This window comes from Vasconcelosia minhoensis LEGE 07310, from assembly GCF_015207255.1.
GTDB classification, from domain to species: domain Bacteria; phylum Cyanobacteriota; class Cyanobacteriia; order Phormidesmidales; family Phormidesmidaceae; genus Vasconcelosia; species Vasconcelosia minhoensis.
Map to the genome: position 1 here is coordinate 54,036 of NZ_JADEXG010000002.1, position 24,045 is coordinate 78,080.

21 protein-coding genes and 1 pseudogene are annotated in these 24,045 nt (G+C 58.0%); 13 read left to right on the forward strand and 9 right to left on the reverse strand.

Annotation, left to right across the window (positions count from 1 at the left end):
• Positions 1-12: 12 nt before the first annotated feature.
• Positions 13-342, forward strand: a complete 330-nt coding sequence (locus IQ241_RS01280; RefSeq protein ID WP_265579867.1) for a 30S ribosomal protein PSRP-3 — start codon at positions 13-15, stop codon at positions 340-342.
• Between the two features lie 122 nt (positions 343-464).
• Here the strand turns inward: IQ241_RS01280 and atpC are convergent, their stop codons facing one another.
• Positions 465-872: an ATP synthase F1 subunit epsilon gene (gene atpC / locus IQ241_RS01285; protein WP_193904608.1), complete on the reverse strand. Its 408-nt coding sequence runs from the start codon at positions 870-872 to the stop codon at positions 465-467.
• Between the two features lie 65 nt (positions 873-937).
• On the reverse strand, positions 938-2,392 hold the full coding sequence (atpD, locus tag IQ241_RS01290; protein WP_193904609.1) for a F0F1 ATP synthase subunit beta: 1,455 nt from the start codon (positions 2,390-2,392) through the stop codon (positions 938-940).
• Between the two features lie 425 nt (positions 2,393-2,817).
• On the opposite strand from atpD, the gene groES reads away from it, so the two are divergent.
• The 4 genes from groES to IQ241_RS01310 all read left to right on the forward strand — a co-directional run bounded on the left by groES (position 2,818) and on the right by IQ241_RS01310 (position 5,936).
• Entirely contained in the window at positions 2,818-3,129 is a 312-nt protein-coding gene (groES, locus tag IQ241_RS01295; protein ID WP_193904610.1) for a co-chaperone GroES, read from the forward strand.
• Between the two features lie 47 nt (positions 3,130-3,176).
• A complete protein-coding gene (groL, locus tag IQ241_RS01300; protein ID WP_193904611.1) occupies positions 3,177-4,808 on the forward strand; it encodes a chaperonin GroEL in 1,632 nt (543 codons plus the stop codon).
• A gap of 159 nt (positions 4,809-4,967) precedes the next feature.
• Positions 4,968-5,546 carry a hypothetical protein gene (locus tag IQ241_RS01305; protein WP_193904612.1) on the forward strand — a complete coding sequence of 193 codons (579 nt, stop codon included), beginning with the start codon at positions 4,968-4,970 and terminating at the stop codon, positions 5,544-5,546.
• 9 nt (positions 5,547-5,555) lie between these two features.
• Positions 5,556-5,936: a DUF2358 domain-containing protein gene (locus tag IQ241_RS01310; protein WP_193904613.1), complete on the forward strand. Its 381-nt coding sequence runs from the start codon at positions 5,556-5,558 to the stop codon at positions 5,934-5,936.
• 69 nt (positions 5,937-6,005) lie between these two features.
• On the opposite strand, the gene acs is transcribed toward IQ241_RS01310, so the two are convergent.
• Positions 6,006-7,979: an acetate--CoA ligase gene (gene acs, locus IQ241_RS01315; RefSeq protein ID WP_193904614.1), complete on the reverse strand. Its 1,974-nt coding sequence runs from the start codon at positions 7,977-7,979 to the stop codon at positions 6,006-6,008.
• Positions 7,980-8,137: 158 nt separating this feature from the next.
• On the opposite strand from acs, the gene IQ241_RS01320 reads away from it, so the two are divergent.
• From IQ241_RS01320 to IQ241_RS25290, 3 genes and pseudogenes are all read left to right on the forward strand, one after another.
• A complete protein-coding gene (locus tag IQ241_RS01320; RefSeq protein WP_193904615.1) occupies positions 8,138-8,731 on the forward strand; it encodes a PadR family transcriptional regulator in 594 nt (197 codons plus the stop codon).
• Between the two features lie 15 nt (positions 8,732-8,746).
• Positions 8,747-8,869, forward strand: a pseudogene (locus IQ241_RS25930) (Rpn family recombination-promoting nuclease/putative transposase); the annotation flags it as partial.
• Positions 8,870-8,957: 88 nt separating this feature from the next.
• Complete coding sequence (locus IQ241_RS25290; protein ID WP_228021264.1) at positions 8,958-9,419, forward strand: DUF4351 domain-containing protein; 462 nt, start codon at positions 8,958-8,960, stop codon at positions 9,417-9,419.
• Between the two features lie 87 nt (positions 9,420-9,506).
• Here IQ241_RS25290 and IQ241_RS01330 read toward each other — a convergent pair whose 3' ends face one another.
• A complete protein-coding gene (locus tag IQ241_RS01330) occupies positions 9,507-12,212 on the reverse strand; it encodes a TIGR02921 family PEP-CTERM protein (protein ID WP_193904616.1) in 2,706 nt (901 codons plus the stop codon).
• A 138-nt stretch (positions 12,213-12,350) separates the two neighbouring features.
• Between IQ241_RS01330 and dapF the strand changes: the two genes are divergently transcribed.
• The 5 genes from dapF (at position 12,351) to IQ241_RS01355 (ending at position 17,406) form a co-directional block, all read left to right on the forward strand.
• Positions 12,351-13,205 carry a diaminopimelate epimerase gene (gene dapF, locus IQ241_RS01335; protein WP_193904617.1) on the forward strand — a complete coding sequence of 285 codons (855 nt, stop codon included), beginning with the start codon at positions 12,351-12,353 and terminating at the stop codon, positions 13,203-13,205.
• Positions 13,206-13,880, forward strand: coding sequence for a 5'/3'-nucleotidase SurE (gene surE / locus IQ241_RS01340; protein ID WP_193904618.1), 675 nt, complete (start codon positions 13,206-13,208; stop codon positions 13,878-13,880). It abuts the gene before it with no gap.
• A 55-nt stretch (positions 13,881-13,935) separates the two neighbouring features.
• Entirely contained in the window at positions 13,936-14,952 is a 1,017-nt protein-coding gene (locus IQ241_RS01345) for a permease (protein ID WP_193904619.1), read from the forward strand.
• 4 nt (positions 14,953-14,956) lie between these two features.
• Entirely contained in the window at positions 14,957-15,733 is a 777-nt protein-coding gene (locus IQ241_RS01350; RefSeq protein WP_322743534.1) for a TIGR03943 family putative permease subunit, read from the forward strand.
• 89 nt (positions 15,734-15,822) lie between these two features.
• Complete coding sequence (locus IQ241_RS01355) at positions 15,823-17,406, forward strand: hypothetical protein (protein ID WP_193904620.1); 1,584 nt, start codon at positions 15,823-15,825, stop codon at positions 17,404-17,406.
• Here IQ241_RS01355 and IQ241_RS01360 read toward each other — a convergent pair.
• From IQ241_RS01360 to IQ241_RS01380, 5 genes are all read right to left on the reverse strand, one after another.
• A complete protein-coding gene (locus tag IQ241_RS01360) occupies positions 17,403-17,657 on the reverse strand; it encodes a helix-turn-helix domain-containing protein (RefSeq protein WP_193904621.1) in 255 nt (84 codons plus the stop codon). The genes IQ241_RS01355 and IQ241_RS01360 overlap by 4 nt on opposite strands.
• Positions 17,658-18,139: 482 nt before the next feature.
• Positions 18,140-19,009: an aldose epimerase family protein gene (locus tag IQ241_RS01365; protein WP_193904622.1), complete on the reverse strand. Its 870-nt coding sequence runs from the start codon at positions 19,007-19,009 to the stop codon at positions 18,140-18,142.
• Positions 19,010-19,052: 43 nt separating this feature from the next.
• Positions 19,053-21,419, reverse strand: coding sequence for a CapA family protein (locus tag IQ241_RS01370; protein ID WP_193904623.1), 2,367 nt, complete (start codon positions 21,417-21,419; stop codon positions 19,053-19,055).
• Positions 21,420-21,581: 162 nt separating this feature from the next.
• On the reverse strand, positions 21,582-23,132 hold the full coding sequence (locus IQ241_RS01375; RefSeq protein WP_193904624.1) for a serine hydrolase: 1,551 nt from the start codon (positions 23,130-23,132) through the stop codon (positions 21,582-21,584).
• Positions 23,133-23,186: 54 nt separating this feature from the next.
• Positions 23,187-24,011: an RNA methyltransferase gene (locus tag IQ241_RS01380; protein ID WP_193904625.1), complete on the reverse strand. Its 825-nt coding sequence runs from the start codon at positions 24,009-24,011 to the stop codon at positions 23,187-23,189.
• Positions 24,012-24,045 lie beyond the last annotated feature (34 nt).

Here is a 24,045-nt window from a genome sequence, read left to right on the forward strand (position 1 = left end):
GGAGGTTTTCGTTTGGAGCCCGTAGCACCTGTAGAGTCTGCAGAACCTCGGTTTATGCTAAAGGTTTTATGGCTGGATAAGGATGTCGCCCTGGCGGTTGACCAGGTGGTTGGGAAAGGAACCAGCCCTTTGACTTCTTACTACTTCTGGCCTCGCCATGATGCCTGGGAGCAGATGAAGACTGAGCTTGAGTCTAAGTCTTGGATTGCAGAAGCAGAGCGAGTAGAGCTGCTTAACAAGGCAACCGAAATTATCAACTATTGGCAGGAAGAGGGGAAAGGTCGCCCGATGACTGAAGCTCAGGCCAAGTTCCCTGAAGTTGCCTTTACCGGTAGCTCATAGCACCTATCTTGAAATAGCGGCCACGGCTGGAGAGTCTGAGCTTCTGCCCTATCCCCCATATAGAAATCCCCACCGTTCAAGATGGTGGGGATTTCTATATGGGTTTCTGTATTGGATAGGGTTTAGGCCATACCACCGGCAGCTTGGAAGCGAGCCCGCGCTCTTTTCAGGGCTTGGGTTGCCTGAATCACGGCCTGGCGATCGTCACCGGAAACGTTTTCCATCTTGGTTTGAGCCGACTGGTAGGCCGCTTCGGCCTGGCTGCGGTCAATGCTGTCACCGCGTTCGGCCCCGTTGACGAGGATAGTCACCTCATCGCTCTCCACTTCGGCAAAACCGCCCATCAGGGCAATCGGCGTCCAGTCTTTTTCCGCCCGGACTCGCATCACGCCGATATCCAGCGCTGTCAGCAGCGGCGCATGGCCACCCAAAATGCCGAGCTGGCCGGTCGTACTGGGCAAAATCACTTCTTCAGCCTGGGCGTCCCACACGGTTTTGTCGGGAGCGACCACGCGTACAGTTAGGGTCATCGTCTTGACTCAACACAATAGTTTGGCATCGTAAGGCGCTGGCCAGAGTCTGGACAGCAAGTTCCTTACTCTTCGCTCTTGAGCTTTTCGGCTGCGGCCATGACCTGGTCGATGCTGCCTTTGAGATAAAACGCCTGCTCAGGAATATCGTCGAGCTCACCGTTTAGGATCATATTGAAGCCCCGAATGCTCTCTTCTAATGTGACATATTCGCCGGACATGCCGGTAAAGACCTCAGCGACGAAAAAGGGCTGAGAGAGAAACTTCTCAATTTTGCGGGCTCGGGCTACGGTCTTACGATCATCCTCGGAGAGTTCATCCAGTCCCAGAATAGCAATGATGTCCTGCAGCTCTTTGTAACGCTGCAATGTGGACTGAATGTTTCGCGCCGTCTGATAGTGCTCTTCGCCCACAATGTCAGGCTGGAGCATGGTTGAAGCCGAGTCTAGCGGGTCAACCGCAGGATAGATGCCCTTAGAGGCAAGCCCCCGAGAGAGTACTGTGGTTGCATCCAGGTGGGCAAAGGTAGCAGCCGGGGCTGGGTCGGTAAGGTCGTCAGCGGGCACATAGACCGCTTGAATCGAAGTAATCGACCCCTCATTGGTCGAAGCAATCCGCTCCTGCAGGTCACCCATGTCCGTCCCCAGGGTCGGCTGGTAGCCCACCGCCGAGGGCATCCGCCCGAGCAGAGCCGACACCTCAGAACCGGCCTGCACAAAGCGAAAAATGTTGTCGATGAACAGCAGTACATCCTGCTTGTTGACATCGCGAAAATGCTCGGCCATGGTCAGCGCCGATAGCCCTACCCGCATTCGGGCTCCAGGGGGCTCGTTCATCTGCCCGTAGACCAGGGCAACTTTGGACTGGCCCAGGTCGTCGGCGTTAATCACGCCAGACTCAATAAACTCGTTGTAGAGGTCGTTGCCCTCGCGGGTGCGCTCGCCCACGCCGCCGAACACCGACACGCCGCCGTGCTCCTTAGCAATATTGTTGATCAGCTCCTGAATCAGCACCGTTTTGCCTACGCCGGCCCCGCCGAACAGGCCAACCTTACCGCCGCGTCGATAGGGCGCAAGCAGGTCAACCACCTTAATCCCGGTCTCAAAAACCGCAGGCTTGGTTTCCAGGTCAGTCAGGCTTGGGGCATCGCGGTGAATGGGCGAGGTACTTTCTTGATCAACCGGGCCTTTCTGGTCGATGGGTTCACCCAGTACGTTAAAAATTCGCCCTAGCGTTGCTTTGCCGACAGGGACACTGATCGGGGCACCGGAATCGATGGCTTCCATGCCACGGACCAGGCCGTCAGTAGAGCTCATCGAAACGGCGCGGACCTGGCCATCGCCGAGGAGCTGCTGAACCTCGCAGGTCACAGAAACATCTTGACCCGCAGGATTGGTCCCGGTAATCTTCAGTGCGTTGTAGATTTGGGGCAGATTGCCGCTCGGAAACTTAATGTCTAAAACCGGGCCGATGACTTGAGTGATGTAGCCAGTATTCGTCTTTTTTGCAGTGGTGACCATGCCTGCGCCTTGTCTTAAGATTGAGCAACGGTGGCTTGAGTTATGAACAAATGCCACATTCCAGAGTATCACTAGATGACCCTTTGCAGCGCAACGAGCGAGCCCTGAGTTTGGCCTGAGTGAACACCCGCTTTTATGGCAGAGGTAAAAGCGCTTGAGTTCGGGAACCCGTACTCGGCTAGCTGTTGCGATCGCGTCCCAGTTTCGATAAATTAGCACTCGTAGGCAGAGAGTGCTAACTCTGCCCGACGTTTCCTCAAATATCCCTTGGGAATTGCTGCGATCGCGGGTGTCTGAATTGGGGCCTGGCCAGGTCAGCAGACCGGGGGATGTTTTAGTGCCAGGCCAACCCGCGTCAGGCAGCGTCAGGTCTGGCACCCTGTGTGAACCTCTTTAGTTTTTAAAATTTCCGGAGAAGAAATTGTATGGCAGCCGTATCTTTGAGCGTTTCTAACGTCAAGCCCCTGGGCGATCGCGTCTTCGTTAAAGTCAGCGCGTCCGAAGAAATGACCGCTGGCGGAATCCTACTGCCGGACTCGGCTAAAGAAAAGCCGCAGGTCGGCGAAATCACCGCCGTTGGCCCTGGCAAGTTAAACGATGACGGCAGTCGTCAGAAGCCGGACATCAGCGTCGGTGACAAGGTGCTCTATTCCAAATACGCCGGTACCGACATCAAGCTCGGCAGCGACGAGTACGTCCTGCTGTCTGAGAAAGACATCCTGGCCATTGTGTCTTAACCCGCTGTTAACTCTATTCCGCTGTCCCTTCACCCTTTGCAATACCTATGGCTAAACGCATCATTTACAACGAAAACGCCCGCCGTGCGCTCGAAAGAGGCATGGACATTCTGACCGAGGCGGTCGCCGTGACGCTGGGTCCCAAAGGCCGCAACGTCGTTCTAGAGAAAAAGTTTGGCGCCCCTCAGATCATCAATGACGGCGTCACTATCGCCAAAGAGATCGAGCTCGAAGATAACGTTGAGAATACCGGCGTCGCGCTGATCCGCCAGGCCGCATCGAAGACGAACGACTCAGCCGGAGATGGAACGACGACGGCAACCGTGTTGGCCCACGCGATCGTCAAAGAAGGCATGCGCAATGTCGCCGCTGGCGCCAATGCCATTTCCCTCCGCCGGGGGATTGAAAAGGCTACCGCTTACCTGGTTGAGCGGATTGCTGAAAAAGCCCAGCCCGTTGGCGATTCAACCGCAATTTCCCAGGTGGGGACGATCTCTGCCGGTAACGACGCCGAAGTCGGCGAAATGATCGCCAGCGCCATGGAAAAAGTGGGCCGTGAAGGCGTCATTTCCCTAGAAGAAGGCAAGTCGATGACGACTGAGCTGGAAATTACCGAAGGGATGCGCTTCGACAAGGGCTACATCTCGCCCTACTTTGTCACCGACCCCGAGCGGATGGAAGCCGTTTTTGACGAGCCCTACATTCTGCTCACCGATAAGAAAATCGCCCTAGTTCAGGATCTGGTACCGGTGCTGGAGCAGGTCGCTCGCTCGGGCAAGCCGCTGCTGATTATTTCTGAAGACATTGAGAAAGAGGCGCTGGCCACCCTGGTGGTCAATCGCCTGCGCGGCGTGCTGAATGTTGCCGCCGTTAAAGCTCCTGGCTTTGGCGATCGGCGTAAGGCGATGCTGGAAGACATTGCCGTCCTCACCGGTGGTCAGGTGATTACCGAAGAAGCCGGTCTCAAGCTAGACACCGTGCGCCCGGAAATGCTCGGTCAGGCCCGGCGGATCACCATTACTAAGGACAACACCACCCTCGTTGCCGAAGGCAACGAAAGCGCGGTCAAGTCTCGCTGTGACCAAATTCGTCGCCAGATTGAGGAAACCGAGTCGAGTTACGACAAGGAAAAGCTGCAAGAGCGACTGGCCAAGCTCTCCGGTGGTGTAGCCGTGATCAAAGTCGGCGCAGCTACCGAGACCGAAATGAAGGACCGGAAGCTGCGGCTGGAAGATGCGATCAACGCGACGAAAGCGGCCGTGGAAGAAGGCATCGTCCCCGGCGGCGGCACCACGCTGGCCCACCTATCCCCTGGCCTAGAGGACTGGGCCACCAGCAACCTGGAAGGTGAAGAACTGGTCGGGGCGATGATCGTCACCCGGGCGCTGTCTGCACCGCTGCGGCGAATTGCCCAAAACGCTGGTCAAAACGGCGCGGTGATTGCCGAACGGGTGAAGGAGAAAGACTTCAACGTGGGCTACAACGCGGCTGACAATACCTTTGTCGATATGCTGGAAGCGGGGATCGTAGACCCGGCCAAAGTGACTCGTTCGGCGCTGCAAAATGCGGCTTCGATCGCGGCGATGGTGCTGACGACCGAGTGCATTGTGGTTGACAAGCCCGAGCCTGAAGCTGCCGGCGCTGGCGCTGGGGCTGGCATGGGCGACTTCGACTACTAACGCCCAGCTGACAAAGCTAACTAGGACGCTGTCATTTAAAAGGTGACAGACTTCCTGCCCTCATGCCAAAGGCGGATTGTTTAACGACAGTCCGCCTTTGCGCTTGGGGCCTGCTACGGTAAAGCTAGGCCCTTTGCCGCTCGCTTTTGAGCGTTCACGATGACTCCTGACGATATCAATCACTTTTTACAAACCCAGTTTGGCGATCGCTATGAGCAGCCCTCTGCCGATTCCTGGCAGGTGGAAACCGACGACTATCGGCTGCTGCTGCTGTCCGCCGACGGCAGCTGGCTACGGGCGCTGATCCCGATTACGCCCGCGGCTGACGCGCTGCCCTTTCTCAGCCAGATTTTAGAATCTAATTTTGACCTCACCCAGGAGACCCGCTATGCGCTCTACGAAGACTTGCTCTGGGGCGTTTTTCAGCACGACCTGGCAACGCTGCAACCGGCTCAGCTAGAAGCCGCGACGGCGCAGCTGCTGAAGCTGAAGCAGGGCGGAATTGAAATTTTCTTTAACCAGATGGTTGAGGGCCAAATCCGTAAGATCATCGTCGCGGCCAAGCTCCAGGGCCAGTCTCTAGAAACGACGATGCAAACGCTCGACCGCTTTTACGCCGAAGGGGTGATGGGCGAAATGGGCGAAGGCGAATATCAGCAGAACGCCCTCAGCGCCTGGCGGCGTCAGCTGGAGCGGCTCTGGCCCGAAGTTGACGTGGCTAATCCAGAGATTCTGTAGAGTACCAATATGGATATCGTCGAACAGCTCAGGCAAGACTACAGCCGCTTTCCCCAGAATCAGAGCTACGAACTCTACACCCCCGACGTGAAGTTCAAAGATCCGCTGAATCATTTTAAGGGGCGCGATCGCTACCGGCAGATGATCGGCTTTATCGAACAGTGGTTTATCGATACCCACATGGAGCTCCACGAGATCGAGCGCCCCGTCGCCGACCGGATTACGACTCGCTGGACGCTCCACTTCACCGCGCCGACCTTCTGGAAACCGCGCATTTCCATTCCCGGCAGGACTGAGCTCAGGCTGAATACGCAGGGGCTAGTGGAAGCCCATATTGACTATTGGGACTGCTCTCGCTGGGATGTAGTGAAGCAGCTTTGGGGTGGATGAAGTTATGGGATGCGTTTGCTTAGCAGCAACGCATCCTACAGGAACTAAGCTCCTTGGCGGAGTTTTTCCTTACGCCCCCTGGCGTAGTTTCTCCAGAACGCTCTGGTCCTCCATTGTCGTGGCATCGCCAACAACCGCTTCGCCGCTGGCTAGGTTGCGCAGGAAGCGGCGGATGATTTTGCCCGAGCGGGTTTTGGGTAGGGCGTCGGTGAACTGGATTTCGCCGGGACGCGCGATCGCGCCAATCTCATTCACCACATGCTGCTTCAGTTCGGCCTTGAGATCGTCGCTGGGAGAGTAAGTGCCCTCTAAGGTCACAAAAGCGTACACGTCCTCTCCCTTGACCTCATCCTTGCGCCCGACCACGGCTGCCTCAGCTACGGCTGGATGGGAGACTAGCGCCGACTCAATTTCCATGGTGCCCAGGCGGTGCCCCGAAACGTTCAGCACGTCGTCAGTCCGACCCATTACCCAAAAGTAACCATCTTTGTCCTTCCGGGCACCGTCCCCAGCAAAGTAGAGATACTGCCCATCCTTGGGTGGAATGTGCTCCCAGTAGGTGCGGCGAAAGCGGTCGTCGTCTCCGTAGACCGTTCGCATCATGCTGGGCCAGGGATGTCTGACGACGAGATAGCCGCCTTCGTTATCACCGACCGGATTGCCTTCGCTGTCTACAATATCGGCCTGAATGCCGGGAAAAGGTTTAGTAGCAGATCCAGGCTTGGTCGGCGTCGCGCCTGGCAGCGGCGTCAGCATGAAGCCGCCGGTCTCCGTTTGCCACCAGGTATCGACGATGGGGCAGCGACCGCCACCGATGACGCGGTGGTACCACATCCAGGCTTCGGGGTTGATTGGCTCGCCCACCGTGCCCAAAATCCGCAGGGAAGACAGATCCCGCGCCTGGGGCAGCTGGTCGCCCATTTTGATAAAGGCGCGAATGGCCGTCGGAGCCGTATAGAACAGGCTGACGCCGTATTTTTCCACCACGTCCCAGAAGCAGCCTGGATTGGACGGTCGCGGCGCACCTTCATACATCAGGCTGGTGGCCCCGTTTGACAGCGGCCCGTAGACAATGTAGCTGTGGCCGGTAATCCAGCCGACGTCGGCGGTGCACCAGTAGACGTCGGTGTCTTGAATGTCAAAGGTCCACTTAAAGGTGAGGTGGGTGTAGAGGTTGTAGCCGCCGGTGGTATGGACGACCCCCTTGGGCTTACCAGTGGTGCCGCTGGTGTAGAGGATAAATAACATATCTTCGCTGTCCATCGGCTCGGCGGGGCAGTTCGCAGAGACGGTGGGCTGCACCTCATGCCACCAGACATCGCGGCCTTCAGACCAGTCCACCTCAGCTCCGGTACGCTTCACGACCAGGACATGCTGCACCGAGGGCACGCTGTCATCTTCGAGCGCCTGATCGACGGCGGGCTTGAGCGCAACTGCTTTGTCCTTACGAAAGCCGCCATCCGCCGTAATCACCACTTTTGCTTCGGCATCGTTGAGCCGATCGCGCAGGGCCTCGGCGCTAAAGCCGCCAAAAATGACGGTATGCGGTGCGCCAATTCGAGCGCAGGCTAGCATCGCGATCGCGGCCTCCGGGATCATCGGCATGTAGAGACCGACGCGATCGCCCTTCTGCACGCCTAGCGACTTGAGCACGTTCGCCATCTGGCACACTTCGCGGTGCAGCTGAGCATAGGTCAGCGTGCGTGAGTCGCCGGGTTCGCCTTCCCAGATCAGCGCCGCTTTATTCCGCCGCCAGGTGGTCAGATGGCGGTCGAGGCAGTTATAGGAAATATTTAGCTGGCCGCCGACGAACCATTTGGCAAAGGGCGGCTGCCAGTCGAGCACTGTGTCCCACTTCTTAAACCAGTCGAGCTCCTGCTCCGCCAGCTCAGCCCAAAAAGCGGCGGGGTCGGCAGCGGCTTTGTCATAGAGGGCCTGATAGGCGGCCATACTCGATATGCGGGCCTGCTGAGCAAATTCTGCCGAAGGCGGAAAGACTCGCTGCTCTTGCAGGACCGATTCTATGCTGGAAGATTGTGCCATTTTAAGGAAGGTCAGCGACTGGGATCAAAAAAGCATACTTTTCAAAAAGATACTGCTTTTGCGACCGACCCGGGCAGTTCAGCCCGACATAGTCAGCTTTTTTAACGATCCCCAACTTCGACTATGCTAATAGATGCATAGTCACCTAGTCTCATCCTATGGCGCTTTCCCATGCAATATTGGCAGCACTGATCGAGTGCCCCTGCAGCGGCTATGACCTAGCCAAGCGGTTTGACGGCTCAGTGGGCTTTTTCTGGAACGCTAGCCATCAGCAGATCTACCGTGAGCTGTCCAGACTGGAAGCGGAGGGCCAGATCACGGCTGAAAAAATAGAGCAGGACGGTCGCCCGAATAAAAAGCTGTATTCCATTACCGCTACAGGCAAAGCGCTGCTCCAGGAGTGGATTGCTCAGCCAGCCGAGGTCAGCCCGGTCAAAGATGACCTGCTGGTAAAGCTGTTCTCCGGGCACATCGCACCGCGAGAAACGATTTTGCAAAAGCTGAAAGAGCACTATCAGCAGCACCGCGCCAAGCTCGAAGGCTATCAGGCCATTGCCCAGCAGCATTTTTCCGACCCCGCCCAGCTTTCAGAAGCCCGTCGGTTTCAGTTCCTAACTTTGAGAGCAGGCATCCGCCATGAGATGGCCTGGATGACCTGGTGCGGCGAGGCCATGAGTTTCCTAACCGAGCCAGCCGAGACTGAGAATACCTATCAATCCAGCTTGTATGTCAGGGATGACCTAGCTGAGTAGGATAGCATCTCGCTCATGTTCGACACCGTCTGTAAGTTCCTGGCCGAGACCTTTTCGGCAGACTTTGCCAGCTGGCTGCTCGGTGAGTCAGTCACTCTGAGCAAGCTCAGCCCTTCTGAGCTTTCCCTAGAGCCCATCTGAGCCGACGCGCTAATCCTGTGGGGCGACTTTAGCTGGGCTAGTATTGGACAAGGGGTTGATTCAGCAGGCTTTGAGGAAGGAAACGATGCAGGAGTCGGTAATCTATCAGGACATCATCGCTGAGGGGCGGCGCGCGGGACGCCAGGAGGGACGCCAGGAAGGCCGACGGCAGGAAGCGGTCGCGCTGATCCAGCGGCAGCTGACTCGGCGATTGGGAACTTTGCCTGAAGTCAGCCGAGCTCAGCTAGCGAGGCTTTCACTAGTACAGATAGAGGCGCTAGGAGAGGCGCTGCTGGACTTTGGAGCTTTGGCAGAGCTGGAATCCTGGCTGTCACATCAGCAGGCTGAGGGTGCCAGAGTTTTTCGAGAGCTGAGCGGACAGCTGGGTGAACTACCTGCTGAGATTAGTGAGCAGGTTCAGGCGCTATCCTTGGAGCAGTTGGCTTTATTGGAAACTGCTCTAGCAGAGGTTTCTGGGGTGAATGAGCTGAGGGTTTGGTTGCAGAACCAGAGCACTGCGGCTGAGAATTTTGATCAGCTTCAGTAACGTTGTTGGGGGCTTTGAGTCAGTGGGTGCGATCACGGCAACAACCGCAGCTACTGGATCAACCCTTCAGCTGCCTGCGCTGTTCGCTCAGTCCTGATCTCGGGGCTGCTTTCGCTTCAGCCAGATCAGGGCGACAGCAAAGACGCCTAATCCCAATAGCTGACCTGGCTCAGGCACGGACGCCGCTGAACTGAGCGGATTGCCGGGCTGGGTCAGATCGTCCTGGCCGTCTTCGACTTCTCGGTCAAAGCGATCGCGGCTGGCCTCAGCTTCACGCAACAGATCGCGCTGGCGGTCGTCCACCAATACCAGCATTGAAGAATAGGGCGTGACAATTTCGGTACGTTTTGCGATCGCGTGAATCTCATCCAGCGTCGCCAGCTGCGTCATATCGGCGCTGCGGCTCTGCTGCAACACCAGCTGCCGGGCGGCAAGTGGTTCAAAGGCATCAGCGTTGGAAGTCTCGACCGATTCTGCTGACGGTTTCACGGTTGTCACTGACCAGTCGTACCCATCAATTGCGTCGCCTGTCGAATCAGAAGAAACTCGCTGTAAAACCGACCCTATATCGGAGGCGATGCCGCCCCGGCTGGTCTGAATTGCCTCTAGCAGACTATCCTCATAGGCATTGGGAAGTTTCCCCCCTAGATGCACCAGCCATAGGGGCGCAGAAAGGGTAGGCAGGTCTGTTTCCTCGGCCAGCTCATAGCTGCCCTCATCGGTCATCAGCAGGACCGCATCGTAGGTCTGGCGGCGCTGCTGTGCGAACTGTTGCAATATCTCGGCGGGTTGCAAGCTGCCGTAAAATGTCGTCTGCTCAAACTGCTTTAGCGTCTGAGTCGGTGCAGACATTCCGGCTGTTGTCGCTTGGTAGAAATCAAGGGAATTATTGCCTGCGGTCTGCTTCAGGTCTCTAAAGGCTCTTTTCAGGTCTTGAGAATGAGCCGCCATGCTGTAAGAACCATCCAGAATCACCGCCAGACGCTGATTTTTTAGCTGCGCCGAATGGTCAGCCAGCGGCGTCGCCGTCACCCGATAGCCTTCGGCCAGATCTACAGTATGCGCGACTGCTGATTTCTTCCTAGCCGGTATCTGCTCTTCAAACCACTTATCCTCAGAGAGCTCGGCGGCTTTACCTGGCCGCAGGTGCTCAGTCTCCGCCGTCCAGAAGATATTGCGCTTCTCCGTCAGCTGAGGCAGGGGCCAGCCGCTATCCTTCTGCATCACCTGATAGGTCATCCACAGGTGCAGCTGCCCCGGCTCTTGAGCAGATACCGCCTGGGGAATAGGGAACACTCGCAGCCGATACTGGCGCGGTCCCACCTGCTCTAGCAGCGCTGGGTCGGTGGGGGCCGTCCATTTACTGCGCTCAACTTCTGCCTGGTAAACCTGCTGAGCTGCCCCTCGGGGAGAGACGACGAACTGAAACCGCGGCGACGTTGCGGTTTCGCCCAGCCAAAGGCCGGTAATCACCGCGCTCTCAGGCAGCGAAAAGCTGTAGAAAATCTCCTGCACCTGGTCAGTCTTATTCTCGTATTGCTCATGTAGCTCCACCGTGGCCCAGTCGCCCTGCTCCTGTACGGTGACAGACTGACTGGCTAGGCGCACCACTTTTTGATCTAAATTAAGCAATCCGGCCTGAGTCTCATCGCGGTTAGCGGTTGCCTGCAAGGCGCTGCGAATGGCCGGACGCTCTGCTTTCTGAATCGGTGCATCGAAGAACTGGGCATAGAGCTCTGCCGCTTTTTTCACATCACTGTCAGATCCGCGATAGAGGAAGGGGGACAGCAGCCCGTTGTGCAGATTTTGCCAGAACTGGGCGGCGGGCTTCGACAGGCTAAACACGCTCATGTACATCTGCCGCAGCTGGTTGCTGTCTTCCCAAGGGCTCAGGTAGCGATAGTTCGACAGGTAGGCATTGACCAGACCCGCGCGAATTTGGCCAGACTGATTGAGTAGAGCCTGACGCGCCTCGACCGTCTGCGGCGGTGAAGCCAGCAGGTCAAAGGCTTTGGCCTGAGGCTGAGGCTGTAAACCGAGAAAGATGACCGTGCTGAGCGTAAGCGCGATCGCGCTTGCCCCCCAGCTGCGCCCATAGCCATGCTGCCTGCCAAATGCGTTGAAAATCCGCAGCCACGAGCGCACGTAGAAATTTGCCATGACGTAGGGCATGGCAAAAAACAGCAGGCAGCTGAGGCCAAAGAGAAACAAGAAAAATAACTGAAAAGGATACCGAAATATTGCCCATCCGCCCCACAGCCACTGAAACTGGAAGAAGTGGTACAAAAAGACGCACAGCGCTGGAACGGTATACAGCAGCAGCAGCGCGCCGGCATACAGACCCATTACCAGAATCAGACTGTGGCTGACAATCTGCACCCAGGCCAGGCTGCGCCTGTAGGCCGCGTAGCCGGTGAGGATTTCGACCGCAAACATCAGCATGCTAAACGCCAGCAGCCCCATAAGGTAGCCGCTGGCCGGCGTCATTTCACGGACCAAAAACAGCCGCAGCAGACACAGGGCGAACAGTGGCGCTTCGACCCCATAAAACAGCCGCATCAGCAAAATGGGATGCTTCCGCAGCCGCAGCCCACCCACCAAGGTACATACCAATGGAATCACCAGAATACCAATCAGGCTAATCACTAAGGTGGGTGGAATCGTACCGTCCTGCAGGGCCTGAAAAATGGCAAAACCAGTCTCAGGCAAAACAAACAGGTAGACAAAGCCTAGAAATCCTAGATTCCAGGTCCAAAAAATAGCGTGAGAAAGGACATGAAGTGCGGTTTTCATGGAGAGAGTCCAGGGTGACGCAGTCGGTTTCTGGGTCCTACAGCGTTGAACAGCTGGATTCCCAAGGTTACGTCAGCACTGCGCCCGAGCCCGGCGCAAAACTGGTTAAAATGGCGGAGACCGACTGCGGAGACTGCCATGGGAATTGCCTTCAGAAAGTACCACGGGCTGGGAAACGACTTTATTTTGATCGATCATCGCCAGCAGGTCGAGCTGCAGGTGTCGCCGCAGCAGGCAATTGAGCTGTGCGATCGCAACTTTGGCATTGGCGCGGACGGTGTCATCCTCGCTTTACCCGGTCAGGGCGAAGCTGACTACGCCATGCGCATCCTTAACTCAGACGGGTCAGAGCCAGAGATGTGTGGCAACGGTATCCGCTGTTTGGCCCAGTTTCTGGCGGACCTGGAAACCCAGGACGGCCAGTCCCCAGAGCTGCCCCACACCTATCAGATTCATACGCTGGGCGGCATCATGCGGCCCCAGCTGCGGCCCGATGGTCAGGTTAGAGTCGATATGGGCGAACCTCGACTGCTGGCTCAGGATATTCCCACCACGCTGGCCACTGCCGATGATAAGGTCGTCGCTCAGCCCCTGACGGTGGCCGGTCAGGACTGGGCCGTCACCTGCGTTAACATGGGCAATCCCCACTGCATTACCTTTGTTGATGACGTGGAGCCTATCCCCCTGGCTGACCTGGGGCCACAGTTCGAGCACCATCCGGCCTTTCCCCAGCGGAGCAATACCGAATTTGTCCAGGTAGTGCGGCCAGACTATTTGAAAATGCGGGTGTGGGAGCGCGGAGCCGGGGCAACACTGGCCTGTGGGACGGGGGCCTGCGCGCTGCTGGTGGCGGCTGTGCTAAACGGTAAGGCTGACCGCGCCGCTACGGTAGAGCTACCCGGCGGCTGCCTCCAGATCGAATGGGGACAAGATAACCGAGTTTACATGACCGGCCCGGCGACGCTGGTCTTCAGCGGTGAGACAGCAGCTTAGATGATCATCCTGACCAACGATGACGGCATCGACGCCCCCGGCATTCGCGCTTTACAAGCCGCACTCAACGGCCAGCCCAGCCTGATCGTCGCCCCCGACGCGCCGCTTTCGGGCTGTAGCCATCAGATCAACCGGGGTGGGCCAATCGCGATCGCGCAGCGCAGCAAAACCGAATATGCCATTGGCGGCACTCCCGCCGACTGTACCCGGGTGGCCCTCAGCTATCTGCATCCTGAGGCCGACTGGGTGCTGTCTGGAATCAACGCCGGCGGAAATTTGGGCTCGGATATCTACGTTTCGGGGACGGTCGCCGCCGTTCGAGAGGCGGCTCTGCTCAGGGTGCCGGGAATTGCTCTGTCTCAATATATTGACCGCCGCCAGCCGATTGACTGGACGCGGGCCACTCGGCTGGCGGCTCGGGTGCTGGCAAAACTGATGGGTCAGCGGCCCCCGCCGGGTCGGTTTTGGAACGTCAACCTGCCCTGTCTGAGCGAGGCTGACCCTGAGCTGGTTTTTTGTCCCTGCTGTACCCAGCCGCTGCCGACCGACTACGTGGTGGAGGACAGTCAGTTTCGCTATGTCGGGGCCTATGCCAGTCGGCTGCGTGACGCCGGGGCCGATGTCGAAGTCTGTTTTGAAGGCAATATCAGCATTACTGAAATCTGCTTGTGGTAATCGCCAGGGGCCGGTAGAATATCGAATTCCCATGATCCCCAGGTTTGGATCGACTATGTTGACGACGGCTCAGCTGAATAACGTCTTTACGCTTTTTCTCAGCCTGCTCGTAGAAGCGATGCCCTTTTTACTGATTGGGGTCACTTTTTCCAGCCTGCTGATGTTTTTTGTGAATGAGCAAAAGCTGCTCAGCATTCTGCCCAAGAATGCGCTGGCCGGTTCGCTAGCGGGTAGCCTGATCGGATTTTTGTTCCCCGTCTGTGAATGTGGCAACGTGCCAGTCGCCCGACGGCTGCTAGTGCAGGGTGCTCCACCCGCCGTCGCTATTGGCTTTTTACTGGCGGCTCCCACCATTAATCCCGTCGTCTTCTGGGCGACCTGGGTGGCCTTTCGCGACCAGCCTGAAATCGTCTTCCTGCGGGTGGGCATGACGCTACTGATTGCCACCACCGTCGGCTGGATCTTCAGCCACCAGCGCGATCTGCGGCCGCTGCTCCAGCCGATGGTGGCCCGCAGTATGCTCACGGCCCCGGCCCGGCCCGCTAGCAGCAGCTCGCCGCTGCTGCAGTCGGGCACCTTTCTCACCACCGGCGGCAAGTCGGTCCAGCTGGATATCCCGGCTGCCCAAACGCTGATGGCCAATCCGGCTATGGACAAGCCCTGGCCAGCCAAGCTAAGGCTGGTGGCCGACAATATGGTGCAGGAGCTGCGGGAGCTCGGCGCTGTCCTGGTCTTGGGTAGCGCGATCGCGGCCACCGTACAGGTCGCCGCCCCCCGTGAGCTGATTCTCAGCCTGGGTCAGGGGGCGATCAGCTCCGTGGTGGCGATGATGGTGCTGGCGATGGTGGTCTCAATCTGCTCCACCGTCGATTCCTTTTTTGCCCTGTCTTTTGCCTCGACCTTTACCAGCGGCTCGCTGCTGGCCTTTCTGGTCTTCGGCCCGATGATCGACCTGAAGAATATCGGCCTGCTGCTGACGGTCTTCCGCGGTCGAGCGGTCTTTTACCTATTTGCCCTAGCAGCCCAGCTCTGTTTTGCGCTGACGCTGTTTGTCAACCTCTATATTATTTAGCGCCGTGAATCGCCCCGCTGCTGCCCGTCGCCGCCCACGCCTGCCCTGGCGAGATCTCCTAGACGTGATTGCCCTAGCCACCTGGAGCGCTATGCTTCTGCGCTACTGGATCACCGGTAAACTGCTGATACTGCTGCATCCAGACTATGCCTGGCTGTCCCACTCCGCCGCGATCGCGCTTTTGCTGCTGGCCGCCTTCAAGCTGTTCCAAGCAGTCCTGCGCCTGACCCAGCCCCTGGTGCAAACCCAGCCATCCCACGTCACCCTGCTGCCGCCCCAGCTCAGCAGTGCCCTGCTGCTCGCCGTTGCCGTCTTTGGCCTGATCTATACCCCCCGCGCCTTTGCCAGCGACACCGCCCTCCAGCGCGGCATTACCGACACGCTGACGATGACGCGATCGCAGCCCCAGCGCTTCGTCCGCCAGACTGCTTCAGAAGAGCGTACGATCATCGACTGGGTCCGTCAGCTCAACGTCTACCCCGAGCCCGATGCCTACACCAATCAGGACGTCCGGGTCCAAGGCTTCGTCATCCGTCCCCCCGACTGGCCGTCAGACTATTTGATGATCTCCCGATTTGTTCTCACCTGCTGCGCCGCCGATGCCTATCCGGTTGGGCTACCGGTCAAGCTAACCGCACCCCAAGCCGATTATAAAACCGATAGCTGGCTAGAAGTCACCGGCAAAATGGCCACCGACACGCTAGACGGCAAGCGCCAGCTGGTGATCGACCCTACCCAACTTACTCCCATTCCAGAACCCAAAAATCCTTACCAATACTAACGCTAAAACGACCTGGGCATGGCAACCATGCGCCTACCCTATAACCCGATCACTCCCCCACTCTTCGCTCTTCACTCTTCCCCTCCCCCATGTCCCGCCGCATCCAACCCCTAGACCGCGCCGCCGTCATTGCCATTGTCGTGCTCAGCCTCGCTATTGCCACCTTGCTATTGCTGGGCGACCATGCCCTAGCGCGGGTGCGAAACTTCTCTTGGCAGGGTGAAAAAGTGGGGGCTGAGGAAGTCGCATTTTTGCTCACTTTCAGCCGCCCGATGAAACCCGAGAGCGTTGAGCAAAACCTCACCATCGAGCCGCCGCTAGTTGGCAAGTTTAGCTGGGCCGGTCGCCGCATGGCCTATACGCTGGAAACACCAGCCCCCTATGGTCAGACCTTTCAGGTCTCACTGCCTCAGGCCCAAAGTCGTTTTAATGCTGCGGGCGATACCTCCTTTGAGCCCTTCACCGGCAGCTTTCAAAGTCGCGATCGCGGCTTTGTCTACATTGGCATCGACGGCGAGGAAGCGGGCCGTTTAGTCCTATACGATCTCACCCAGCAGGCCAAAACCATCCTCACGCCCAAAGAGCAGGTGGTACTCGACTTTGAGCCCTATCGAGCCGGCGATCGCATTCTATTTTCTGCTGTTAGCCGAGCCGACTACGAACAGGGTGAGCAAACCCAGCAGCTCTACACTGTCACGACTGGCATGGGCACGACTGGCATGGGCACGACCGGTATGGGTGAGCCCTCCCTGCTGCCGGGCTGGCGATTTTGGCAGCGACCCAGCGCTCTGCCTGCCGGTGAAACAGCGCTGGTTTTGGACAGCCAAGGCTATCAAAATCTTAAGTTTGACCTCTCCGCTGACGGTGAGACGGTGGTGATCCAGCGGGTCAATCGAACCAATCCTGCTGACTTTGGACCCTGGGTGCTCCACGCCGATCAGCCACCGCGACCGCTGGAGACTGACCCAGGTGGCGACTTTTTGATTGCCCCTGACAGCCAAACGCTGCTGCTTCAGCAGGGCGAAGGTACCGCCGTGATTGGATTGGATACGCTGACCACAGAGCAAGTGGGACCGGTAGAGCCCCTAGACTTTTTACCCGAGTATGGCCTAGTGCTCGATGTTGCCAGCAACGGTACCGCTGCTGCCTTGGTCAACTTCAACCAGAATGACCCAGAGCAACGCTATACCCAAACTCTCTTTTGGGTATCCAGCCAGGGAGAAGAAAAGCCATTACTCAACGCCACTGGCGCCATTTTAGACGCCCAGTTTGACCCCACCGATGAGCTACTTTACTGCCTGATTAGCCAGCTCTTACCTGGAGAAAACTATCAGGTACAGCCTTATCTGATGGTTGTGAATATTTCCACTGGGGAACTTCAGGAACTGCTGGCGATGCCGCCGCAGCCCAACGTCAGTATGAGCTTAGCCCCCGATGGCCTGGCTGTTCTATTCGATGAGGCTGTGACGGTCAGCGAGGGTTCTCAATCGACCGGAGGGGCGACCGGAGGGGCGACCGGAGGGGCGACCGGAGGGGGTCGAGCAGTTTCCTCCAGCCGACTTTGGCTATTGCCCCTCTTTGCTACCCCTGAGGAGCGGCTGGCCAACCAGCCCAGTCAGCTGCCGCCTCAGCAGCTACCGTTTACTGGGCTAAGACCAGTTTGGCTGCCCTAGCGACTAATCGGTTCAGCACCGATATTTCTCTGACGCTCCAGATAGAGCTGCAGAAAATTGTGCGCGGCCGTCGGTTCAAGCACCTCCAGCGCATTGATCACCTCTGGAATCGAATCGGCTAGCGGGTCGCTAACTTCGTTAACCCACTGATTGACGGTCGAACGGGCCACCCCCATGGTGACCGCTAGGCGGTTTTGGCTAATGCCGTACTGTTGAAGAACGTTCTTCAACGCTTTTCCTGCTCTTCCCATAACTAATATCTCAACGAGTGCATGAATCAGAGTGATAGCCCATAAGCTCAGCTGTCCCCTGTTTCTTAATACTGAGCCAGTACCCGTAATCCTGAAAAAATGCAGCTGCCCCCAAAGTGATACTGGCAAAATGATACTGAAGTTTCAGCATAGCTCAGGGAAATTACGGTCTCTTATTTTAGGACACTAGCACTTGGGCTAGCGCCGATCCTGACGGTAATGTTTGCGTGATGTTCGCTCGACGACTTCCCTAAGCAGGGCAAAAACGACTATAGATGCGGTTTGCAAGCGTTAGCTGCCCCCTGGGTTGTACCTTATTAGCCAAAGAACTACCGATATCCCCCGTATATCTTCGGAGTCAACCGCGCCGTTTGCTACAGGTATAATCCCTGAATCCATCATAGAACCTCAGCCGGCCTTGTCAAGAAGAACGAACTTTTTAACCCCCGTGATTCCGTAATATCCGTACCTATAAGATGGGGCTACCGGCGATTCGTAGTGAGCGTGACGGTCATCCGTCGGGTTTCTGAAGGCGCTAGCGTGAGCAGATCGGTGCCCGTGTTAAGCGCATTGCGGGGCGCGCTCCAGGGCTCTAGGCAAAAATAGTCTTTGCCAGAAACGGTCCAAAATACCACGGTGGAGTAAGCCTGATCCCAGCTCAGCACCAGCTGAAGCTGACGCTCCGGGTCGTAAGCCGCTGCCTGCTGAGCGTTGATGGGCCGAAAGGCAATGTCAATCTCATTCTGAGACCAGTCGAGCTCGCCGCTGTAGGCATGCCTCGTTTTTTCGATCTGATCCTGGTATTGGCTCGCCGGAATGTCGAGCTGGAGGCCGGGCTTGTGATTGACCCAAAAGTACGGATGAAGACCGGTTGAGAAGGGCATGGGCCGTTCCGAATGGTTGGTATAGCGCTGCTCAATTTCGAGCGTATTGCCCCGCAATCGGTAGGTAAAGACCAGTTCAAATTTGAAGGGATAGGCGGCGTAGGTCTGTTCGCTGTGGGTCAACGCCAAAGTCAGTTGAGCACTGTCTTCCAGATTTTGGTCGCGGACCTGCCAGGGCAGGTCACGGGCAAAGCCGTGCTGCTTTAAGGGATAGGTTTTGCCTGCGTAGCTGTACCGATCGTCGGGCAGGTTGCCGCAAATTGGGAAGAGGATAGGAATGCCGCCGCGTACCGAGCGAGACGGGTCGCGGAAGCGCTCAGCGTCAAAATATAGGATTTGCTGGTCTTGCAGCTGCCAGTGGGTGACTAGGCCACCGCGCTCGGGGACCAGCTTAAGGGTGGCATCGGCGTCGCGATCGCGCAGCACATAGGTCTCAAATTGCTCCGCTTGGGTGTCGATTGAGTACACAGCGCAACTCCTTTGGTAGGGGTCTGACCTATTGTAGGCGGGTTTAGGGTCGCCGCTTAAACAGGCCCCAGCCCGAGCGGGGCGGCTCCTCAAAGATGTCGGTTGAAATTTCTTCGGAAGGATCTTCTATCGCGTTGACTGCTGAGCCAGCTCCGCCGGTCGGTTCATCGATAGGGGAGTCTTCTGAAAGGCCATAGAGGGCAGGCGACGGTCCTCGTAAGGGACTGGTTTCAGGACTGATTTCGGGCCAGGTCTCGGGCAGATTATCCTGCCAGGCGTCTACTGCCGCCGGAGGGTAGGGCTCAGCCGTCGCCTCACCCTGGCCAGAAGGCTTAGGTCCCCAGTCTGGCAGTTCCGGATAAGCGTCTGCCAGCCCTGGCGCGGCAGTGCTAAATCCATCGGCGGATTCAGCTTGTGGAATAGCCTCTGTCTCTGGCTGAAAGTCAGGCCAGGATTCAGCCTGGCGTTCGGCCCCAGCTTCAGCCTGAGGCTCAGTTTGAAATTCGCTTTGGAACTCGCCGTCATCCCACGGTGAGGGAGTAGAAGCCCCCTGCTCCCAGGATGTTGAGGGCCATGAATCGGCCTCTGAGGGGGGTGTAAAGTCGCGTTCTGAAAAGCCTCGCGGAAAATCTTGGTTGTCAGGGTGTTCTGAAAAGTCGGTCGGTTCCTCTGACCAAACTGGCAGCTCGGCCGGCGCTGGGTAGGATTTAGCGTCGAATATTTTGGGGAAGGCCAGCGGCTGGGGAAACGACTCAGACGCCTGCCGAATCTGCTGGAGAATACCCTCTGCTTGCTTGCCAGTGGCGGTCTGAGGCTGAGCATCACGGACGCTGATTGGGATAAACTCAAGCTTCATTTGCCGGTGCCGCAGCAACACTTTGAGCGCGGCGGTATCGTGGTCATCTAGGGGCGCATCGGCAAAGATAAAGTCACCTAGGGAATAGACAATCGGCCGGTCCTGATAGATTTCTCCGCCCTGCAGCTGGCTGGCATGATAGCCCACCACTAGGTCAGCTCCAGCATCCACCGAGGCCCGCGCTAGGTCAGTTTGCCAGTCTGCCGGCGTCGCGGCTAGCTCGCCTCGCCAGCGATAGTTGACTATCACCCAGTCAACCTGATGACGCAGGGCCTGAATATCGGCTATCACCTGTGCCTGTGCTTGGTCATTGACGCCGCCTTTGCCCGCCTGGGCGGCGATGGGCGAATCCGGGCTGTAGCTCAGGTAGGCTACCCGCTGCCCCTTCACATCCAAGATTTCGGGCCGTCGAGCCTCACGCCCATCGCGGCCAGCCCCTACCCGGTAAATGCCCGCTTGGTCCAGCGTGTCTAGGGTTTCGGCTAGCCCTTGCTCGCCGTAGTCTAAAGCGCGATCGCCGTTGATTCCCACAATATCTACTCCCCCTGCTTTTAATGCGGTCACCGCCTGCGGCCGGCCCCGGTTATGAAACTCCTCTTGCAGAGACGTCCCCGCCGTCGCCAGCGGGTCGCCGAGGCCAACCATAGCCACATCGGCCAGCTGATAGGCTTCAATATTGGCCAGAATAGGAACGCGCTGACTGCGCGCTCGGCTAGGGGTGATCGAAGCCAGCTCTTCCAGACTGACTTCGCCCCCAAACAGCAGCGTTACCGTCGGGTCGTCTGGGTGCAGCACCTCGTCATAGGGAATAACGGCTACCGGCTCTAGGGCCGCTTCGACGATACTGCTGCGCTCAGCGGTCGGCTCTGAGCTGGCCGCAGCGTCGTGACTAAAGGCCACGTGGGTGGCGCGGGTCTCCTCGGTCGCCCAGTCTGTGACTGCTGGGGTAGCCTTCTCAGCCGTCGCCGCTGACTGCTCAGCCGACAGCATGAGCTCGGTCAGGCAGCCTAATAAAAAGGCCGTCGCTGCTGCTCCACTGAGGACAGCCGCTCGGAAAAATTTAAACTGGTCACGGACTAGCCGTCGGAACGCGGCGTAAAGGCTCGGCCCGGCTGGCCTATACTCAACCAGAGAGAGCCACGCTGACCTGGCTTTAGGGCGGGCGACTGTCGATCCGCCCGCGGGGTTAGCAGGCCGGGTCTGCTGGCGAATCCGCACCCGCCGCTGCCAGAGAATATCGGCCTGGCCCACGGGGCGGGCGATCACATGAATGCCCTCGATCAGCGCTGACTGAAGCTGGCAAATGCGGCTGCATAGAAACCTGACTAGCCGCTCGGGCTGAGGCGGGCGCTCAAACTCAACTAGAATCTGGAGGCAGCCTGGCCGACGGTCGGCCTGAACCTGCGCATAGACTTGCTGCGGCACCAGGGGCTGATTCAGCCAGAGCGCGATCGCGCGAAAATGGCCTGCAGCTGCCCGCTGCCTCACCGCTGAGTCAGTCGATTCTAGAACTGCGTTCATGCCGCCGTCATCCTGCTCGCGAGACAAAACCACCTCATTATTACCCAGGAGAACTCTGAACCCAAAATGCTGGCCCAATGGTATCAGCGCAGGCGGGCTTGGTCATGACGAGGCGATAACTTTCATCATAAGGGTTGCTTTCAGATTGTGACTGTGGTAAAGCGATTGAGAGTAGAACTGACTGGGTGAGAGGCGCTAATTTTCGGATTCGATAAAGGCTTCACCGGGCTCCTCTGCGGCGGCAGGCGTCGCCGGTAGGGGCTGGTTCACGGCTTGAAATACCTGCTGTGAGACCCGCTGAATCAGCTCGCGGGCGCGACCGTCATTGTCGGAGCGCTGGACTAAAACCGACAGGGCATAGCGTTTGCCATCGGGCAAGTCGATCAGGGCAGCATCGCCTAGGGCCAGGGCAATATCCCCAGTCTTGTTGTAAGTGATGGCCCCTTCAACCTCTACACCCGTTGGAATCAGCCGCTTACTCTCGGTGCGCTGCAAAATATTGAGGACGCGATCGCGGGCAGCTGTTGTCAGCGTTTTACCTTCGCTGATCACCGCTAGCGTCTGCACCAGGTCCTTAGGGCTGGTCGTGTTAGTGCCCTCCAAATCAGGCAGCGGATTCTGAATTTGGGTTGCTGTCAGGCCCTGGGCTTTGAATCGGGCGTTAAGTGCCTCGGCTCCTCCCAGCAGGTCAATGATCATATTCGTCGCGGTGTTATCGCTGGTGATGATCATCGCACTCGCCACTTCTAGCGCTGTGAACTCAGTGCCCGGCGACATATCCTGGATGTTGCCAGAGCCGCCGCCAATCTGAGACGCTTGCAAAACCAGCGTTTGGTTCAGGCTAATCCGTCCGGCGTCAACCTCTTCAAAGAAAGCGAGTAGAATCGGCAGCTTGATCGTGCTCGCCGCTGGCGTCGGTTTGGCCCCCGCAATATCGACATATTGACCGCTGTCCAGGTCGATGAAAAAGACTTCCTGCACCAAGCCGGGGAACAGGGCTGCTATCTCCTCAATGCTGGCTTTGAGCGACGTATCTGACTGAAGCAGGGGCAGCGTTTTCGGCTCCTGCACGGTGGGCTCAGGGGTGCTGAGCGCGGAGTCGGTACGAGAGGCCGTCTGGCCGTTAATAATGGCAGAATCGCTGGCCTCGGGTTCGAGCCATGAGAGCAGGGTACCGGCAATGACGGCGACGCCCATTCCTAGCACCATCAGCCAAATGGTATAGATCAGGGGGGCCGGCAGCTTCGGTAGGGATCGGCGCGAGCTGGCGCGGCTGGCGCGCTGACGCGGTGGCCTTACCAGGGCTGAAGGAGATGCCTGAGCGGCGCTACGGCTGAGCGCATGGGGTTCGGGTACCGACTTCAAATGAGTCCGCGATTGTCCTGCGGTTTTCGCAGCCCCCTTACGGCTGCGGCGGTCTGACCCCTGACGCTGCAGCAGCCCGGCGAAGAGCCCGCCGCCGCGGCCCGGAGCTGCCGCTGTAGCAGGTGTAGCCGCCCCAGGTGTCAGCCGTGACGAGCGGGACCGACGACCCTGGGCCTTAGATGGGGATCGAGAACTGCGCCGAGGATTGGCCTGAGAGCGAGCCTGAGGCCGGGCCGAAGCTGCGGACGGCTTAAGTTCGGGCTGCCCAGCCGCTGAGACCGGGCGTGGAGGAAACTGAGCCCCGCCGCGCTTAGAACGAGTAGACGCACTAGAAGAACTATTCGTGTCTGCCATCGATGAAATTTGTGAATCTGTTGGCATCTCGGTACTGTCCAATAGGTTAGGCCTGTCAAGGGGGCCGTGGATCAGGGCAAGTTAGGGCGGGTCAGGGGTTGTCGGGGCTGACTGGCTGGCCCATTCAACCTGGCGGAGGATACCCCGGAGGAGGGCGACTTCACCAGAGGAGGGGGCCGCTCGGTGGAGCAGCCGCCTGAATTTGCGCATTCGACTGGCGGCGGTATGGGGGTAGAGGTACCCAATTTTCAGCAGCACCGATTCGAGCTGCTGATAAAACCCTTCCAGCTCATCTAATACAGCGGTTGCTGATTGTTTATCAGAATTTGGCGAATTTGGCAAAGTTTTCGGCAAAAAAGATTCGATTTCGGCGGTTACGGCGTCAGGTGCACTGTCATCTTGAATCTGGGGAAGGGTCAGCCCATACAGCTCGTAGCAGCAAATCGCGACGGCCTGGGCCAGATTGAGTACGGGATACCCCTGATCCGACGGGATCCGGATAAACCGCTGGGCATAGACCAGCTCCTGATTGCTCAGACCCCGGTCTTCGGGACCAAAGATAATCGCAGCGCTCACGGCAGGCGTTGCCAGCAGCGGCGCTAGCCCAGCGGCGGGCGGCAGCAGCGGGGCTTCAAAATGACGACTGCGGGCAGTTGTCGCCACCGCCTGCTGGCAGCCCGCCAGCGCTTCAGGCAGGCTGCTGACCGATTGGGCCTGTACCAGCAGGTCGCTAGCGTGAACGGCCATCCGCCGAGCCTCCTCCCCCAGCGGGTCGCACTGGGGGTTGACTAACACCAGCTGGCTGAGGCCAAAATTTTTCATCACCCGCGCGATCGCGCCCACATTTAGCGGTCCCGCTGGCTCCACCAGCACAATCCGAATGGCATCAAAGGCATGTAAAGACATGATGACAGTCTACTGCAAGGCTTTCGCCCCAAAC